General features: G+C 38.8%; 16 protein-coding genes and 1 riboswitch. Of the genes, 3 read left to right on the top strand and 13 right to left on the bottom strand.

Going from position 1 to position 17,008, the window contains the following annotated elements; all coding sequences use genetic code 11:
- Positions 1-34 precede the first annotated feature (34 nt).
- The 6 genes from C9J29_RS06625 to C9J29_RS06600 all read right to left on the bottom strand — a co-directional run bounded on the left by C9J29_RS06625 (position 35) and on the right by C9J29_RS06600 (position 9,298).
- The gene (locus tag C9J29_RS06625) at positions 35-1,078 is read right to left on the bottom strand and encodes an S-methyl thiohydantoin desulfurase domain-containing protein (RefSeq protein WP_089985031.1); all 1,044 of its coding nucleotides are present in this window, start codon (positions 1,076-1,078) and stop codon (positions 35-37) included.
- Positions 1,079-1,094: 16 nt separating this feature from the next.
- Positions 1,095-2,669, bottom strand: a complete 1,575-nt coding sequence (locus C9J29_RS06620) for an OPT/YSL family transporter (protein WP_089985033.1) — start codon at positions 2,667-2,669, stop codon at positions 1,095-1,097.
- A gap of 22 nt (positions 2,670-2,691) precedes the next feature.
- Entirely contained in the window at positions 2,692-3,444 is a 753-nt protein-coding gene (locus C9J29_RS06615; protein ID WP_008180206.1) for an IclR family transcriptional regulator, read from the bottom strand.
- Positions 3,445-3,456: 12 nt separating this feature from the next.
- Positions 3,457-5,136, bottom strand: coding sequence for a hydantoinase B/oxoprolinase family protein (locus C9J29_RS06610; protein WP_107921822.1), 1,680 nt, complete (start codon positions 5,134-5,136; stop codon positions 3,457-3,459).
- Between the two features lie 3 nt (positions 5,137-5,139).
- Complete coding sequence (locus tag C9J29_RS06605; RefSeq protein ID WP_107921821.1) at positions 5,140-7,176, bottom strand: hydantoinase/oxoprolinase family protein; 2,037 nt, start codon at positions 7,174-7,176, stop codon at positions 5,140-5,142.
- A 442-nt stretch (positions 7,177-7,618) separates the two neighbouring features.
- Entirely contained in the window at positions 7,619-9,298 is a 1,680-nt protein-coding gene (locus C9J29_RS06600) for a formate--tetrahydrofolate ligase (RefSeq protein WP_008180201.1), read from the bottom strand.
- A 213-nt stretch (positions 9,299-9,511) separates the two neighbouring features.
- Between C9J29_RS06600 and C9J29_RS06595 the strand changes: the two genes are divergently transcribed.
- On the top strand, positions 9,512-9,712 hold the full coding sequence (locus tag C9J29_RS06595) for a cold-shock protein (RefSeq protein WP_008180199.1): 201 nt from the start codon (positions 9,512-9,514) through the stop codon (positions 9,710-9,712).
- A 103-nt stretch (positions 9,713-9,815) separates the two neighbouring features.
- On the opposite strand, the gene C9J29_RS06590 is transcribed toward C9J29_RS06595, so the two are convergent.
- Positions 9,816-10,601, bottom strand: a complete 786-nt coding sequence (locus C9J29_RS06590) for a VOC family protein (protein ID WP_008180197.1) — start codon at positions 10,599-10,601, stop codon at positions 9,816-9,818.
- A 157-nt stretch (positions 10,602-10,758) separates the two neighbouring features.
- Between C9J29_RS06590 and C9J29_RS06585 the strand changes: the two genes are divergently transcribed.
- A complete protein-coding gene (locus C9J29_RS06585; protein WP_008180194.1) occupies positions 10,759-11,244 on the top strand; it encodes a flavin reductase family protein in 486 nt (161 codons plus the stop codon).
- Between the two features lie 84 nt (positions 11,245-11,328).
- On the opposite strand, the gene C9J29_RS06580 is transcribed toward C9J29_RS06585, so the two are convergent.
- The 5 genes from C9J29_RS06580 to C9J29_RS06560 form a co-directional block, all read right to left on the bottom strand.
- Complete coding sequence (locus C9J29_RS06580; RefSeq protein ID WP_080709351.1) at positions 11,329-11,484, bottom strand: YezD family protein; 156 nt, start codon at positions 11,482-11,484, stop codon at positions 11,329-11,331.
- A gap of 69 nt (positions 11,485-11,553) precedes the next feature.
- A riboswitch (SAM riboswitch) is annotated at positions 11,554-11,648 on the bottom strand.
- 170 nt (positions 11,649-11,818) lie between these two features.
- Entirely contained in the window at positions 11,819-12,913 is a 1,095-nt protein-coding gene (locus C9J29_RS06575; RefSeq protein ID WP_107921820.1) for a DUF418 domain-containing protein, read from the bottom strand.
- On the bottom strand, positions 12,897-13,499 hold the full coding sequence (locus tag C9J29_RS06570; protein WP_089985042.1) for a TetR/AcrR family transcriptional regulator: 603 nt from the start codon (positions 13,497-13,499) through the stop codon (positions 12,897-12,899). The genes C9J29_RS06575 and C9J29_RS06570 overlap by 17 nt, the downstream gene beginning before the upstream one ends.
- A 102-nt stretch (positions 13,500-13,601) precedes the next feature.
- Complete coding sequence (locus C9J29_RS06565) at positions 13,602-14,276, bottom strand: phosphopantothenoylcysteine decarboxylase domain-containing protein (RefSeq protein WP_107921819.1); 675 nt, start codon at positions 14,274-14,276, stop codon at positions 13,602-13,604.
- Positions 14,277-14,350: 74 nt separating this feature from the next.
- Complete coding sequence (locus tag C9J29_RS06560; RefSeq protein WP_043990703.1) at positions 14,351-15,229, bottom strand: LysR family transcriptional regulator; 879 nt, start codon at positions 15,227-15,229, stop codon at positions 14,351-14,353.
- A 134-nt stretch (positions 15,230-15,363) separates the two neighbouring features.
- Here C9J29_RS06560 and C9J29_RS06555 point away from each other — a divergent pair, with 134 nt between their 5' ends.
- The gene (locus C9J29_RS06555; RefSeq protein ID WP_089985046.1) at positions 15,364-16,263 is read left to right on the top strand and encodes a DMT family transporter; all 900 of its coding nucleotides are present in this window, start codon (positions 15,364-15,366) and stop codon (positions 16,261-16,263) included.
- Positions 16,264-16,546: 283 nt separating this feature from the next.
- On the opposite strand, the gene C9J29_RS06550 is transcribed toward C9J29_RS06555, so the two are convergent.
- On the bottom strand, positions 16,547-17,002 hold the full coding sequence (locus C9J29_RS06550) for a general stress protein (RefSeq protein WP_237068762.1): 456 nt from the start codon (positions 17,000-17,002) through the stop codon (positions 16,547-16,549).
- Between the last annotated feature and the right edge of the window lie 6 nt (positions 17,003-17,008).

Genomic DNA, 17,008 nt, shown 5'->3' with positions numbered 1-17,008 from the left:
TTTTATTAGTTTATTTGCTAGTTAACAGTAGATCCTACAACACGCCCTTGATGACCTCATCAATTTCTTTTAATAGCTCTTGATTTTGCATCGTTGAACTTAATTTTAAATGAGATTGATCAACATGGATGACCGCCACATGCATTCCTTCTTTTATGCTCGCACTTGGAACTGGCAGCATCTTTTCCGTATCAAATGTCATGATAAGATCTGGAAATTTCGATTGTAGCTGTCCTTCTTTCGATAACGTCATATATTCATTCCAGAACGTCAAATCGTAATCGCCAACGGATAATTTCCCTACGTCAAAGCCATTTTCCTTCGTTAATGAATAATGTTGGACCTTACCGGTTACGATATGCACCCCATTCAATTGCTGCAAAATATGGGTCAATTTATCGTCAAAGGTTTGTCCATTGAGGAAACGATAGCCAAGCTCAATAGCCATTGTAATGGCATTCGGTGCCCCATGTTTCTGTAAATAATCTATCGTCACAGGATTCCTCGTCACACCTACTAACCCTCCTGCTAAAATAGACGCTTGTCGTGCCGTTTTAGCCGTGTTTTGTAGTGGACCTTCCACAAATCCTTGGACCGCAAAGTCATCTTTGCCACCTGCGTAAAATTGTACTGATTGATAGTCTTCCTGTTCATGAAGATTTAAGGAACCCATAATACCCGTTGGATGTGCCCGCCCATTACAAGGAGCATCTACGACAGGCACTTTTAATAAAACTGACTGCAACCAGCCATTAATCGTTGTGATGGCACCATTTTCATTGGTAATGATGCCTTTTAAACGGTGATTGGTATGTGTGTTCATATTGCGATAGCTCCAGCAAAGCTGCTCGTTCGAAATATATTGATCGGCTGCTGAAGGTGCGCCTACCATTGCGACGCACGCCACTAAATCTTGGCCATCTAATTCTGTCAGATCGACTAATTGAGGATCCCCGGCTGCAAAAATTTCCTCCAACAGTTTGAGTCCTTCCTCTAGGAGGCCACCTCCGCCTCCGCCAAGGATTGCACCTCCATACACAGCAGCAATTCCATCCTCATACGTTAATACTTTTGCCATCGAGCATTACTCCTTTCTATTTCCCTATTTTTAGAATAGAAGAGAAGAAGCTGTATAAAGCATCCCCAGCAATAACACCTGCTGCAAAGACAGTCATTTCAGATTCTCTCTTACCTTTCGTCACGTATGTGAAAATAACACGAAGTAAGATACCTGCTAATACCGCCCATCCAGCAATCGGATTGATCAGTAATAAACCTGTAGCAAAAAGAATACCCATTTGTCGTTTCGAGCCACCAATCAATTGGATCAATGCCCCTGGAATTGCCCAAATCATTAATTGTTTCGCTACATCCCCTGTAACACCAGATTGAATAGTTGCCGCATAAACATGGTTAACAGGGGCTACTAAATCTTGTGCAAAATAGGATTTGTAGGATAGTAAAACAACAATAGCAGAAATCGAGAACGCCAACATACCAGCGATCATTTGCTGTTTACGCCCTTCTTTTTCTAGTGCCGGATCACTACCATTTCCACGCAGAATAAAACCAGTTTTTAAATCATAGCCCATATCCGCAAATGCAACCCCTGTAGCTGCACTATAACCTGCTAACAAAGCAAGAGCTGGTGCAGGGAAGCCTATTAAAATACCAACAATCAATGTAATAAATGCCACTGCAAACGCTGGGAACCAACCCGCATGCATGGCCGCAATACCAACGATCAACTCATGGACAAATGCTGCGATTGTGGCAAAGAGAATAAATCCTATTAACATCCCAAATGACATATGTGTGATAATGCCGCCTAAAACAGCTATTAATAAGGCAATGGCTAAATAAGCAATAAACCCAACACCAAAGGCTTGGCGAATTTCTTTTGCATCTTTCGAATAGATTAACTCTTCTGACTTTTTAATCGATTTTTTATTTAGTAAAGCAAAGGCTACTTGGAAAAGTGCCACAATCCCAGCACCAATCATAACCCCATGCGGGATATAATAAGCATTTAAGTCAACATTAAATAATTGAACCGAATAGCCTCTTAGTAAAAGCCCAATCCCAAACATCGTAAGCGCCCAAATATTACCGATAAACGCTACCCCAAAAGCTGACATTGGAATTTTTAGAACTGATCCCACGATACCGATTAATACACCACCAACTAATACTTTGGCATTTTTACCGCCTTTATCGCCAGCCTTAATTGCTTCAGCTGTCGCAATCCCTGGTGGCCAAGTACCTGCTGCTGGGAAAATTTTTGTATCGAAAAATTTATATAATAATAAAGCATCCACAAACATCGCTAAAATAACACCGATAAACAACGGTAATACTAAATTTTCATAGCCCAAAACGTATGGAATACCAATTGGCAACATTAAGCTACTCGCTGCACTAAATGTTGCGGCTGAAATGGCCGTTTGGATTATATTTTGTCTATGCACCGATTTAAATGCAATGAGCTTGCCAATTGGAATTCTTCCTAGAATCATCGCAAATATTGCCCCTACGATAGATGTATTGGCAGAAATTCCTAAAGTCGTAATCAGCTGTATCCCGATAATGGCCCCAATGACTGATGTTAAAATAATCATTAGTAGCGTTACAGGCTCCAAAGCCCGTGGGTGTAATACTTTATTATTCATACTGTCAGCTCCCCTATTGCTGTTATAGTTTTGAAATATGCGATTGTATCTGATGAACTACTTTCACTAACTGGTCAAGCATATATTTCTCCCTTTGATCATCTATATCGTATACTAACCCAGAAATTGTAAGAGATGCGATGATTTCTTTTTTATAGTTGAATAACGGTACACTGATGCCAAAAGCGTGTTCATTGTATTCACCAACGGTTACACACCATTTATTTTGGCGTATACTTTGTAGCTCTTCCCTTAATGTCTCAAGAAATTCATTATGCTCCTCTTTCGATTGCTTGCTTTGAAAAAATGCTATTAATTCAAGCTGTCTATCCTCTTCTAAAAAGGCGAACATGACTTTACAGGAAGCACCGATGTAAAGGGGTGTCTTTGTTCCTAAAGACACCGCATACTTTACATTTTTATTACTTTCGGCAATTTTTGTTGTGACACCATATTCATTGTCCATATAAGTGAGAAACACCGATTCGTTTATTTCACTTGCAAGATTTTGCATTAATTCATAAATAGTCGAGTGTGGGTCCATTGTATGTGAGAGCACATCATAAAAAAGGAACATTTTGTAGCCTAATTTATACTTTTTCGTGCCTTCATCCTGAATTAAATAACCCGTTTCTGTAAATGTATGAATGGCTCTTTGTACGACACTTGTCGGCATTTTCATCATGCGCGAAATTTCACGAACACCTAATGCATTTTCTGTCGTCGCAAAACACTCTAGTATATCTAATGAGTTTTTTAATGTCTTGACAGTCATTCATTTCTCCCTTTAAGCGTTTTGATAACCGTAATGCTTTTTTGCTACTTCTACAGAAATATATTCATTTAACACATCACGCTCTATAGCCTCTTTACTTCTTTCAAGTGGATTACCATAGCCACCACCTGTTGCTGTAACTAGCTCAATACGATCGCCTTTTTGCAATTCATAATTGGCTAGTACGCCAACTGGTCCAATTGTGGAACCATCCTTTTTATGAACGATTAAATAGTTATGAGACCCTTCGCCTCCTCCACTTAAACCGAATGGAGCGAATTGGTGTCTCCCTAAGTTGACTGAAACCTTTTGACCATCATTATTGATGGTATATACACGACGTACACCTAAGCCACCTCTAAACTGGCCTGTACCTGCACCGTCACAGTTTAAGCTATATTCATCAATTTGAATGCCATATTTCGTTTCGGCAATTTCCACAGGTAGATTATAAGTTTCACCATCTCCCATACAATATTGCCCGCTTTGACCATCTTCATCATTCGATGCTCCCCAACCACCAACAGATGGTTCAACGATAAGGAATGACTCATCATTTTCAGGATTTTTACCTGTCAGAATAAATGTACAAACGGATTGTAAGTGTCCTGCTGATAATCTTTCTGGTAAATGTGGCGCAAGTGCTTTCCAAATTAAATCTGCTGCCCCAATACGTGCCTCAAAGTTCATGGATACTGGATGTGGGCGCTTAGCAGAGACAATGGAATTTTCATCCGTTAAAATAGTTAAGCGTTTAAAGACTCCCTCATTAATGACATCAATATCACCTAGTAATGCTAGGAACATGACACGCACACTTGCCATTAAACCAAATTTGGAACAGTTTACTGGCACATTCACCGCTGGGTGGGAGCCTCTAAAATCACAAATAAATTCTTCATTACTAATCGTTACTTTCACTTTAATCGGGTATGGTCCGCCCTTTAATGGATCTCCCTCAATAAAGTCCTCCGCGTAAAACTCACCTTTTGGCAAATGCTGAAGCTCTAGCTCTACAATTTTTTCACCCTTGTCCAATAGTTTTTGAATGGACAAGCTCACCGATTCAGCACCAAACTTCTGACAAAGCTCTGTAATTCGCCTTTCGCCTGTTTTTAAGGCCGCTACTTGTGCAAACATATCGCCGATAGATAGCTCTGGCAAACGAACATTCATCGAGATAATCTCATAAATGGCTTCGTTCAATTCACCTTTATGATAAAGTTTAACACCTGGCAGTTGTAGACCTTCCTGATAGATTTCATTAGAATTACTTGTAAATGAACCAGGATCCATGCCCCCAACTTCTGTCCAGTGTGCTTTATTGGCAGAGTAAGCAATGATTTCACCATTATAAAAAATCGGAAGCACTAAGCCAACATCGGATAAATGCGAGCCTCCCCCTACATACGGGTCATTAATAATAATGACATCGCCCTCATGTAACTTTTGTCCATGATCGAATTTTTCAATTACTCGCTGCACCATTGGACTTAGCATACCAATAAAGCTTGTAACACCATTTCCTTGGCTAATTAAGTTACCCTGTGCATCTGTTAAACCGCAGGCATAGTCTAATACTTCATAGATGACGGGACTCATAGAAGAGCGTGCTAGAGCGACAAACATTTCATCCCCTATGGCTAGCAATGAATCCTGAATAATCTCTACAGCAAAAACGTCTTTTTTCATGATTTATTTCCCCTCCATCTCTACAATCAAATTTCCATATTTATCAATTTCTATGGATTGCTTCTCATTGATTACGACTGTAGATGTTGGGTTTTCAACGATAGCAGGACCTGCAATGACATACCCAGGAGCAAGCTTTTGCTGGTCATAAACATTGACTTCAACCCAACCCTTTTCTTTCACATATAAGTTGCGCTTTGTTTTGATACATGTTGACACATCAATATGAGAGAAATCTAATTCTTTAAATTGAACAGCCTCATCTTTTCCATAGATGGTAATGTGTAGATTTACTAATTCAATTGGAGTAGTTGGCAAATCGAATGAAAATTCTTGTTTATGTTTTACATGGAACGCTTCAGCCAATTGAAGAAGCCCTTCATCATCAATCGTGATATTCGATGCGTTCAATTTGACTGCATGCTCTTGGCCTTTATAACGTAAATCATAATTAATTTCGAAATAATAATGCTCTTTCGATAAAGGTGCGTCAGCATAGGCACTTTCAATAGCTTGATCAATATTCGCTTGAATTTCCGCAAGATGCGTGTGATCAAAGCCCATTAAACTTGTTTGGATATAGTCTTGTCGATATTCTGTCATCATCATTCCTAATGCTGAAAAGACAGAAGAGCCATAAGGTATAATGACCTTTTTCATGCCTAATTCCTCTGCTAAATTAATAGCGTGTAGTGGACCACCACCGCCAAAGGCAACCATTGTAAAGTCTTCTGGATCATAGCCTTTACGAATGGAAATGAGCTTCAACGCATTTAACATATTGGAATTCGCAATATCTAATATACCTTGCGCTGCTTCTTCCGCTGAAACATTAAATGGTTTCGCAATCGCTTCAACAAGTGCTTCCTCTACTTTGTCGATAGAAATTGGATTATCGAAGTTTGCTAATGATAATCTTCCTAAATAAACATTAGCATCCGTAATCGTTGGCTGTGTATTGCCTAGCCCATAGGCTACTGGACCTGGGTTTGCCCCAGCAGAATCCGGACCAACCTTTAAGGAACCGAACTGATCCACACGAGCGATAGAGCCCCCACCATTGCCGATTTCAACAATATCTACAACTGGAGTTTTAATTGGATAGCCAGCAAATTTTTCATTTCTTTCAATATAGTAATCTGTCGTAACGTTTACTTTGCCATCTGTAATAAGTGAGCATTTCGCTGTCGTACCACCCACATCAAAGGCAATAATATTGGACTCATTTAGAAGCTCACCTAATTTTGCTGCCCCAAACATTCCTGCTACAGGGCCAGACTCGACTAGATTGATTGGTAACTCCATAGCTTTATCAAAGCTTGTTGTCCCACCATTTGATTGCATAATTTTTAAATGATCCGTAATACCAACTGTGCTCAATTTTTCTTTTAAGCTTTTTAAATAAGCGTGAGCAATGGGCTTCACATATGAATTTAAAACCGTTGTATTTGTTCTTTCATATTCACGATATTCCTTAATCGTTTCGCTTGAAAGTGTAATATACACCTCGGGCCAAATTTTTACTATTTCTTCTTTTAATTGCTGCTCATGAATGGGATTTTTATAGCCATGAATAAGCGAAATGGCAATTGCCTCTACACCTGATTCCTTAAATTGACGAACAATCTCTCCAACTTCGTTCCTATTAAGCGCTTTCATAATATTTCCTTTAAAATCAATGCGTTCATCGATTTCTTGTCGTAAATAACGCTCTACAAATGGCTCTGGCTTTTTATATTTAAAATTATATAAGTCTGGTCGGTTACCTCGTGCAATTTCTAAAATATCACGGAAGCCTTTTGTTGTAATTAATCCGACTTTGCCACCTTTTCTCTCTGTTAATGTATTAATAATTACCGTAGAACCATGAATAAACGATTCCATGAGAGAATCCTCTGTTACATGTCGTCCTAATACGTTTAATATCCCATCCTCAAAATGCCCTGGCGTCGTATGCCCTTTGTCAAAATGAAGATTTCCTTTCTCATCTGTATAAACTAGGTCGGTAAAAGTACCGCCAATATCTGTTGCGATTTTCAAGACTCCATCCCTCCGTGTTCCTATAATCGGAACAGTGTTCCGAATTAGAATTAAGTAAATTATATTTAAAATAAAAAGAAAATTCAATGTATTTTTTAAATAAAAATTCATTTGACAATTGCTTCTCTTTGTAAAAATTCGCTTTTTCCTTCCAATAACAGAGAACTATTGATAAAAAATACCAAACACATTTATATAAGGAAGCTCCTCGAGTTTTTAATCGCATGAAAAAAAATCCTAGTTTTTCAACTAGAATCGTAAATTTTCTAAAAAAAAATGGCGATGATGAATGTTTCGACAGGTTATCAAGTATAGAAGGAAGATATCAGAATCCTTTTTAGTGGCATTTGAGGAAGGATATGTTAAAATGACTAGGCTTTTAAATCAGCTAATAAATAAAAAAAGCTGCACCTCTGTTAAAGGGCAGCTTTTCAACATTTATTTAGAACAATCCTACCGCATGTCCGTCATTATCGACATTCATGCGTAAAGCTGCAGGAGCTTTTGGTAGTCCTGGCATTGTCATAATATCGCCTGTCAGACAAACTAAGAAACCAGCACCAAGCTTTGGAATCACCTCACGAATTGTGACCGTGAAGCCTTCTGGACGTCCAAGTAAGCTAGGCTGATCGGATAAAGAGTATTGCGTTTTCGCCATACAAATCGGTAGAGAATCCCAGCCAAATTTTTCAATTTGAGCCATTTGTTTTTTAGCTTGGTCTGTGAATTGAACATCTTTTCCACCATATACCTTTTGTACAATGGTACGCACTTTTTCTTCAATGGACTCTGTTACATCGTATAATGGTGAGAAGTTGTTTTCTTCTTCCAACACAGCTAGTACTTGTTCAGCTAAGGCTACTCCACCTTTACCGCCCTCTTCCCAGACATTTGTTCGGGCAATACGTACATGATTTTCTTGGCACCAGTTTAGAACTGCCTCTAGCTCTGCCTCTGTGTCTGTAATGAAACGATTTAATGCAATAATCGGTTCAACACCAAATGTACGTACCGTGTCGACGTGTTTAGCTAAATTTTCAATCCCTTGGAGCAGGGCTTCCACATTTTCACCGACAAGTGATGTTTTTGGAACACCACCATGCATTTTTAGTGCACGAATCGTTGCTACGATCACAACGGCACTTGGCTTAAAGCCTGCTTTACGAGCTTTAATGTTCATGAACTTTTCAGCACCTAAATCAGAGCCGAAGCCCGCTTCTGTCACCACAATATCAGCTAGCTTACGAGCAGTTTGTGTCGCCATAATGGAATTACAGCCATGGGCAATATTAGCAAATGGACCACCATGTATAATAGCTGGTGTCCCTTCTAATGTTTGTACTAAGTTTGGCTTAAAGGCATCCTTCAATAATAATGTTAAGGCACCCTCTACCTGTAAATCACGCACAAAAACAGGCTCGCGCTCAAATGTGTAGCCAATTACAATGCTAGCGATGCGCTCGCGTAAATCCTCAATGCTTGTTGCTAAACAGAACACTGCCATAATTTCGGAGGCAACCGTAATATCAAAGCCGTCTTCACGTGGCATGCCTTGAACAGGCCCTCCTAATCCGACAATCACTTTCCGTAATGAACGATCATTCAAGTCCATCACACGTTTCCAAATAATACGTCGTGGATCAATGTTTAAGACATTCCCTTGGTGGATATGATTATCAATAAATGCGGATAAAGCATTATTGGCTGTTGTTATCGCGTGAAGGTCACCAGTGAAGTGTAAGTTAATATCCTCCATTGGTACTACCTGTGCATAGCCTCCGCCTGTTGCGCCACCTTTTACGCCCATTACTGGACCAAGAGATGGTTCACGTAAAGCTACCATCACTTTCTTATTTAATTGATGAAGGGCATCAGCTAGTCCTACAGTCACAGTCGACTTCCCTTCACCTGCTGGGGTTGGACTAATAGCTGACACTAATACAACCTTTGCGTCCTCACCTTGAGCTGTAATTTTTAATGGGTCTATCTTCGCTTTGTAGCGGCCATACTGCTCAAGTGCATCCTCTGGAATACCTGCAGCATTGGCAATTTCCGTAATAGGTTTGATCACTGCTTGACTCGCGATTTCTAAATCTGTTAATGGTTGATTTTTCGTTGTCATTTGGCATCCTACTTTCTATGTTGTTCATTTCCATTATAGTCTTAATTGTGAAAAAAAAGAAAGTCAGATATGCTAGCATTCCGACAATCAATTGACATTTTTGTTCAATTCATGTATGTTCTAAGAGAAAATGCATTTTTTTCACATTTTCTCATTGATAGCACGACTTCTTTAACTTTATCTTACTTTCAAGCGCATTGGAGGCGAATGCTTATGCAACATGGGATCGTAAAGTGGTTCAATAATGAAAAGGGTTATGGCTTTATTGAATGTGATGATGGAGAAGATGTATTTGTACATTTTACGGGCATCCAGGAGGAAGGCTTCCGTACACTTGAAGAAGGTCAAAAGGTTTCATTTGATGTTGTGGAAGGCAATCGAGGCCCGCAAGCATCAAATGTTGTAAAATTATAAGCTAGAATATAGTAAGTGGATGAAGTATTTGAAAATGGCTCAATCCACTTTTTGCATGTTTGCACATAAAAATCCACTTCAACGATTGAAGTGGATTTTTAATTTATTTATTAATCCAATAAAAAGCACCTGGACACACTAATGTTTCCTTTGTTCGGTGTGGATCCTTTAATGTTACACCGATTGGCCCTTCTTTTAAATGACCGAGCGTCATGCTAGATGCTGAGGCTTCCTCATAAAAATCCAAGCGCATATTCGCTAGCTGTAGAGACATAAACTGCTCATGCTGCTCAAACTCGGGTAGTTGTAATACCTTCTGCCAAAGCTGCACCGTCTCCTCCACATCCTTGACAAAAAACTGAATGGATTCCATTGTAATGGCTTGTTTTTCATCAATCGCGCCACTAGCCTTTAATTGAGCCAAACGCTCCTCATCTCCATCTGCCCATTCAATTAAGAAAGGAAAATCCACTGAAAGGCCAGGTCTGCCAAAATGCAATAGCTTCCATTCGATTATCGTGCCGTCTGGTCTTGTGCGGCTACAAGCATCGGGACCATATACTTCATAGCCCAATGCACGCAATCGTTGACCATCGTCTTCAATATTTTTGGTGCGCAAGGCAATTCGTGAAAATCCTTGGCGCTCACGATCACGTTTAAACGTATAATGTAGGGAATATGGGTACAGGGCCGCTTGCTCAAATAAATCACGATCATAAATAGCGATTTGTTCAATATAGCTTAAGCCAAAATAACTTAGCGTATTGTAAGTCCCCCACATCGTGTGTTGACCACCGTTCACTGTATGGACATTTCGTTTATTGAAGAAAACCTTTATATTTTCCGGTGATTCTACTTGATGTACCAGATGATCAAAATATAAAGTCATGGCAATTCCCCTTTCTTTCCCCCATTAGCTTTACCTGGATGTGTAATTGATTTAATATTTACTTAAGAAAAGGAGTTACTATATGGTATGAAAAAAGTGCAATTTACCTACTAACTCCGTTAACTAATTTATTACTAACTATAAAGAGGTGATTTGAATGACAGATCATGTTGCTGCTTTTAAATTGGCATTAGGTAACTATCCTACAGGTGTAACAGTTGTTACAGCTTGTCATGAAACGAATCCAATTGGCTTAACCGTCAATTCTTTTGCATCTGTTTCTATTGATCCACTACTTATTTTATGGTCACTTGATAAAAAATCTCAGCTCCATCCTTACTTTATGAGTGCGGAAAAATTCGCTGTCAATATTTTAGCAAGTGATCAAGAGCAATTATGTACATTATTTGCAAGTAAAGTCCCAGATCGCTTTGCTCAAGCAAAATGGTCTACTTCTTCTTTAGGACTACCGATTTTACATGATACAGCAGCTATTTTACAATGTAAATCCTTTCAGCAAATAGATGCAGGTGATCATACTATTTTTATTGGCCAGGTGCTAGATATTACAAACTCTCAAAAGGAGCCCCTTCTCTATCATCGCCGTCATATCGGTCAGATTCCAAAAAGCTTCTATAGCTAATTGCCATAAAAAAAGGGCCACTTGTAAGCAACGGAAACCATGCTTATTGGTGGCCTTTTCACATCGTTCAACTGAAATGATCCTTTATTTCTTCTGAGGAAATCTCTGCTTTTCAAGCCTATTAATTTGAACAATTACACCATCCTGAATCGTAATATGCACTTCACCAAATTCAAGATTTTGAATGGCCTTTGCAATAGCCTCTAATTTCTTATCTTCTACCTTTGCCGACTGAGCCATACGATACACCCCTTCTTTTTCATCCTTGTTGTACAAAAGAGGCCAATGCATCAAACTGATTGATAGCCCCTCCTATCTCTCAGATACATCGGTTGGAAGTAGCACCTATGTTTCGGTTGCCGAGGCTTCATTGGGCCAAGTCCCTCCACCTATCTTGATAAGAGTACTGCGTTTCTTGAAAATAATTCTATAATTCTGTAATAAGATTGTCAATATAAAATATTAGAAAACCTAGCTGAATACTTTGTAATGATTATTTTAGATTAGAAAACTATCTATATCTAAAGTATTTTATGCCTAATCAACGAGAAATAGATGGCAATCCATTAATTTATTACGAACTCCATTTCCTCATCAAGAATTCAAGGGGACCTCGACGATGTTTAGCTCTCCACCAGACAGAAACAAGCACACATCCTACAAAGTAACAGCAGGCATATAGCATGGAAAAGGTAAGCGTCTGATTCTCCAACTTTTGGCAAACAATTAATATTCCAATCCCAATAAAAACATGGCCGACATAATGCGTTAAAGACAATTGTCCCGTAAAGATCAAAGCTTCAATTACTTTATTTTTACATGTCTCAACAAGATAGATGGAGCCCACGATAAGGACAATTGCCGACGCTGAGTTAGATAGAACATACATCATATTCGGTGGAATCGGTCCCGTATCAAATAAATACAATGCACTCTCTACATCTAATAAATGGATCGTTGTCATCTTAATAAATATCGTTGAAAAAGTCTCCGTCATTATGACTAGCAATAAGCCCATCACCAATAAGATTTTTCGTAATGAACGATTAGTTAAATCTAATGTGCCGATTACCATGCCAGTTAGAAAGAAACAAATCCAGGGAAATAGTGGATGATAGCCATTAAACATCAAATTTCTTATAAATCCTGCCGGTGTCCAAAAATCAAGATACTCTAGTAATACATATGTTGGATGCCACCCAGCGAAGTAATTAAATTGAATTTGGAGCCATTGTGAAAGGATGAGGATGACACCGATTATGAACATCATCATTTTCTTGGATTGGGCAATCAAACATGCGGCAACAAACATATACACGCCATAATAATGTAAGATATCTCCTGTCCAGCCTACTGCATATAGGACTATTCCTATCACGAATAACAAAAACGACCTCTTCCACAAAGTAAGTCGATTCTTACGAAGAAGTATTGGGTCCTTAGTCTCTCTAGCCTGACGAGTCATTAAAGCTGTTCCTATTCCTGCTAGCATGACAAATACGGCCGAGGCACGCCCCTCAAATAGATTTTGTAAGGCCATCAACCATGTTGAACCATTCGTTGTAGAACCCGTTATGACTCCAAAATTGACAATGAACATACCAAACATGGCGAGAGCTCTTGCAAAATCAAGACCTTCAATGCGCCGATTATCATCTCTTATTACCATCTTCGCCTCCTTGGATAACACTATGCACAGCCTCCTTCCAAATAGCTCTGTAGTCCAATTGGTTACCTGTTAACATGAAATTACCGATATTATCATAGACCAAGGCTAGCATCTGTGCCTTTGCTTCTATAGTGGGAGTATCCTCTAGAACCCCTAACTCCACGCCATATTGTAGGACTTCCACAAAGCTTGTTAAAAAGCTGGTTTCTAGCTCTACTAATTGTTTCTTATAGCTTTCATCGCGAGCTGCTAATAGTACATATTGGTTAAATATTTTATTAAAATAAGGATCCTTGCCCTGCGCCTCAATAGACTTATAGCCCAGCTCTAGTAATTCCTCTTTGAAATTAACGCGAGAAAGCTCTTTATAATCCACAGCGACATCCTGTTGAATTACTTTATACAGTTCATCAAATAAGTAAGTGATTAATTGATCCTTTGATTGAAAATAATAATAAATGGCTGGTTTTGATATACCGACCTCTGCAGCAATCATGGCTAAGCTTGTTTTTTCAAACCCTTTTTCTGCAAACATCACATAAGCAACTTCTATAATCTTTTGAAAAGTTTGTTCCTTATTCCCCATCATCATTCTCCTTTTTTACCGACCGTTAAGTAAATATTAAATGATACTCCTCTTTTAGACAAGAAAAAACTGTGTAGAAATATTTCTCTACACAGTTCATATTTATTGAAGTTGTAAATATATCATTAAAGCTTCGGCTGTTTTTTGCTTGCCCATTACTTTCATAGGCAGTCCATCAGCAGGTACAATCCAATGGGGCTCGTCCCCGCCATATAAAGATTGAGAGCTATTGGCTACCATCAATTGAGCATGAGCTGTTTCCATTCGCAGTCGTGCACGTGCTAATAAAAACTCCTCGTCATCGGTCGCTTCTAGCTTAAACCCTACTAGCGTCACATTCGGTTGCCAGCCTTTAATTTGCCCTAAGACTTTTGGCGCCTTTTTAAAATGAATAATAGGTGGCTCATCGGAAGGCATTTTCCCCGCTTCCTCCATCAAATTGCCTGATTGATCATATACTTTATCGATGACCCAATCGGAGCCAGCCGCAGCCATAATAACGATATCTACATGCTCTTGTTGGACAGCATAACGAACCTTTTCTCCTAAATCCTCAATACCTTCAAATCTAATCAATTTCATTTGATCGTGATTCACTGGAAGCTGTGCAAAATAACCATGCATATATACTACATTAGCACCAGCAGCGAGTGCCGCCTCCGCTAAATAACAGCCCATTGTCCCTTTTGATAAATTCGTATGCCCTCGTACACGATCCCATTTTTCAAGTGTTCCCCCACTTGTAATGAGTACGGTTTTACCTTGTAATGTCCCCATCCACTCACCTATTTTCTAAAATATATACACCTACTATTTTACCGTAATGCAAGGATAGGCTTCAATAGATTCCATCATAGTGCATTTTTTTGTTCCATTAACCATGCACTTAAAATTTCCGCAAATTTCTTCGTTACAGGTGATGCATTATGCTTCATCGCAATCCCAATCGTACGGTAGGCACCTTGCTTCAGAGGAATCGCTCTTAAGGTAGGCGGCAAAGTCTGAATGACCAATTGGGGTAAAATACTAATCCCAAGTTGATGAGAAATCATGGAAACAATGCCGACCTCCTCTGAAAGCTCAAAGCGAATATTGGGCTTCACATGATATTGTTCCAACAAAACTTTGACATCATTGGTCCCTTTATAGGAAGTCATAATAAAAGGCATATCTTCCAAATCAACAATATCGATCTCAGACTTATTAAATAGTGGACTTTGATCTGAAACGATACATAATAAAGGGTCCTGCTGTAATTCCGTATACTGATATTGCTCAGATTTTTGACCATTTAAAAAACCAGCCTCTATTTCCCCACTGAGTAGCCATTGTTCAATTTCATAATAATCACCCTCGCGTAATTCCACCTGTATTCCAGGAAACTGATTATCCATAATCCTAATAATTTCTGGCATCCAATTGGAAGATATACTTGAAATAACGCCAATACGCACGTTTCCTCTTGTTACTCCATGAATATGTGCTGCCTCTTGTTGCAATAATTCCTGTGCGTCTAAAACCTGACGCATCGCCCTTAGCATGGTTTGCCCCTCACTTGTCAGTGTGACACCCACTCTACTTCGATGTATGAGCGCAAATCCAAAATCTTTTTCTAAACTTGACACGGCGTGACTGACAGCAGACTGAGTTAGTCCGAGTGCATCTGCTGCTTTTGTAAAGCTTGCTACCTCTGCTACCTTTGTTAAAATCTCATATTTCACTAAGCTCATCAGCAATACCTCTACATACATGAATTTTTTTAATCCTAATCATTATAAACATTCGTTTTACTAATCTCAACACAAGATATATAGTAATTTTTAGTATAAAAACTGTTTTAGTACACAGATGGTAGGTGAACATAATGAGTATCCAAGGAAAAGCAAATGTATTGATGGTTATTGTCACAATGTTTTGGGGACTATCTTATACCTTTATGGTCATGGGGCTTGAAACATTGGCTGTTTATAATGTGGTGGCATTGCGTTGTATCATCGCATTTTTAGTAGCAGGGCTTATTTTTTATAAACGGATGATTAAGGTAAATGGTAAGACTTTAAAATATGCAGCTATCCAAGGATTTTTATTATTCATTGTGTTCGCATTAAGCTTATTTGGCTTACAGTCCACGTCAGTTTCAAATGCAGGCTTTATTTTAAGTCTAACGGTTGTATTAGTGCCGATTTTCAGTAGCTTTATTGATAAAAAATTACCTTCCAGAGCCGTCAGCTTTGCAATTATTTGTACGATGATTGGTATAACAGTATTAACGGCGCAAGGTTCATTCTCCTTCCATAAAGGAGATTTGTTAGTAGCAATCGCTGCTCTATGCTATTCTATTTATTTACTTTTAAACAGTTCATTTACACGGAATGTGGAATCTATTTCATACGGCATTTACCAATTAGGCTTCGCTGGCATTTATGCGCTAATCCTAACATTATTATTGGAAACACCGACGTTACCAAATAATACGACATCCTGGATTGCTATTTTAGGTCTTGGAATCATTTGTAGTGCGTTTTGCTTCGTTGGTCAAACTGTTGCACAACAGTATACTTCTGCTACACATACAGGTCTAATTTTTTCCCTAGAACCTATATTTGCAGCAATGTTTGCGATGATGTTCATCGGTGAAGGATTGACAGTGAAACTCGTTATTGGTGGTAGCTTTATTTTGATTGGTAATTTATTTGCTCAATTAGAGCATTTCCATGTATTGCGCTTTATTAAAAAAGATGCACCAGAAAAAGTAATTCATTAAAAAACAGAGTGATCCACAATGATCACTCTGTTCAAACTATGGGCAACAGCCATCGAGAAGTTCACTCTCGATGGCTGTTGTCATCCCTACAATCACCCATTTTTAGTAATACACTAGCTACTAGGGTGTACGCTTTCTGCGGGCGGGGTCGAGCTTTGCTTTACTTTATTTTATTTTATTGTCAAATTGTCAAAGAAAAAAGACTGTAGACAAACTCAAAATTCATTGAGAGTTTGTCTACAGTCTGAACAGAGTGATTCACAATAATCAAACTGTTTTCCTTTTATAAAAATCTTCTAAGTTGCTCAGCCTCATTCAGGCGTTCTTGTCTTAAACGCTCTTCCTGCTCAGCAGCTGTTTCCGGGTGTTGTGATTGTAGCGTATCATAATCATCATCCCGTTCTGCAAATAATACGATACTCCCCTGCTCTACAAGATGAGCATAGTAAGCGATTTGCCCCTCGGAAAGATTAAAGCGTTTTAATCCTTCTGTTACAGCAGAATCACCTGTAAACCAAGATTTAAATTGGTCCACCCAGTTACCAGCCTCATGTGTGTGGACATCATCATCCCATTTCACATCCTCCAACTGCTGGGAGTCTTTCGCAATAATATGGATATCCTCTTTATGGAAACCTTCTGTTCGCATATTTTCTAGAATATGAAGCATTTCGTCCCTTGTATGGGCCACCTCAATTTTTGGATTTTGTTCATTCATCATGTTCATGTTCATGTTCATGTTCAA

It is taken from the genome of Lysinibacillus fusiformis, assembly GCF_003049525.1.
GTDB lineage: Bacteria > Bacillota > Bacilli > Bacillales_A > Planococcaceae > Lysinibacillus > Lysinibacillus fusiformis.
This window is presented reverse-complemented; position numbering and strand designations above follow the sequence as displayed.

Excerpts from the sequence above, each read along its gene's own strand:
- C9J29_RS06625 (WP_089985031.1), bottom strand. The coding sequence starts at position 1,078 with ATGGCAAAAGTATTAACGTATGAGGATGGAATTGCTGCTGTGTATGGA.
- C9J29_RS06620 (WP_089985033.1), bottom strand. The coding sequence starts at position 2,669 with ATGAATAATAAAGTATTACACCCACGGGCTTTGGAGCCTGTAACGCTA.
- C9J29_RS06615 (WP_008180206.1), bottom strand. The coding sequence starts at position 3,444 with ATGACTGTCAAGACATTAAAAAACTCATTAGATATACTAGAGTGTTTT.
- C9J29_RS06610 (WP_107921822.1), bottom strand. The coding sequence starts at position 5,136 with ATGAAAAAAGACGTTTTTGCTGTAGAGATTATTCAGGATTCATTGCTA.
- C9J29_RS06600 (WP_008180201.1), bottom strand. The coding sequence starts at position 9,298 with ATGACAACGAAAAATCAACCATTAACAGATTTAGAAATCGCGAGTCAA.
- C9J29_RS06595 (WP_008180199.1), top strand. The coding sequence starts at position 9,512 with ATGCAACATGGGATCGTAAAGTGGTTCAATAATGAAAAGGGTTATGGC.
- C9J29_RS06590 (WP_008180197.1), bottom strand. The coding sequence starts at position 10,601 with ATGACTTTATATTTTGATCATCTGGTACATCAAGTAGAATCACCGGAA.
- C9J29_RS06585 (WP_008180194.1), top strand. The coding sequence starts at position 10,759 with ATGACAGATCATGTTGCTGCTTTTAAATTGGCATTAGGTAACTATCCT.
- C9J29_RS06580 (WP_080709351.1), bottom strand. The coding sequence starts at position 11,484 with ATGGCTCAGTCGGCAAAGGTAGAAGATAAGAAATTAGAGGCTATTGCA.
- C9J29_RS06575 (WP_107921820.1), bottom strand. The coding sequence starts at position 12,913 with ATGGTAATAAGAGATGATAATCGGCGCATTGAAGGTCTTGATTTTGCA.
- C9J29_RS06570 (WP_089985042.1), bottom strand. The coding sequence starts at position 13,499 with ATGGGGAATAAGGAACAAACTTTTCAAAAGATTATAGAAGTTGCTTAT.
- C9J29_RS06565 (WP_107921819.1), bottom strand. The coding sequence starts at position 14,276 with ATGGGGACATTACAAGGTAAAACCGTACTCATTACAAGTGGGGGAACA.
- C9J29_RS06560 (WP_043990703.1), bottom strand. The coding sequence starts at position 15,229 with ATGAGCTTAGTGAAATATGAGATTTTAACAAAGGTAGCAGAGGTAGCA.
- C9J29_RS06555 (WP_089985046.1), top strand. The coding sequence starts at position 15,364 with ATGAGTATCCAAGGAAAAGCAAATGTATTGATGGTTATTGTCACAATG.
- C9J29_RS06550 (WP_237068762.1), bottom strand. The coding sequence starts at position 17,002 with ATGAACATGAACATGAACATGATGAATGAACAAAATCCAAAAATTGAG.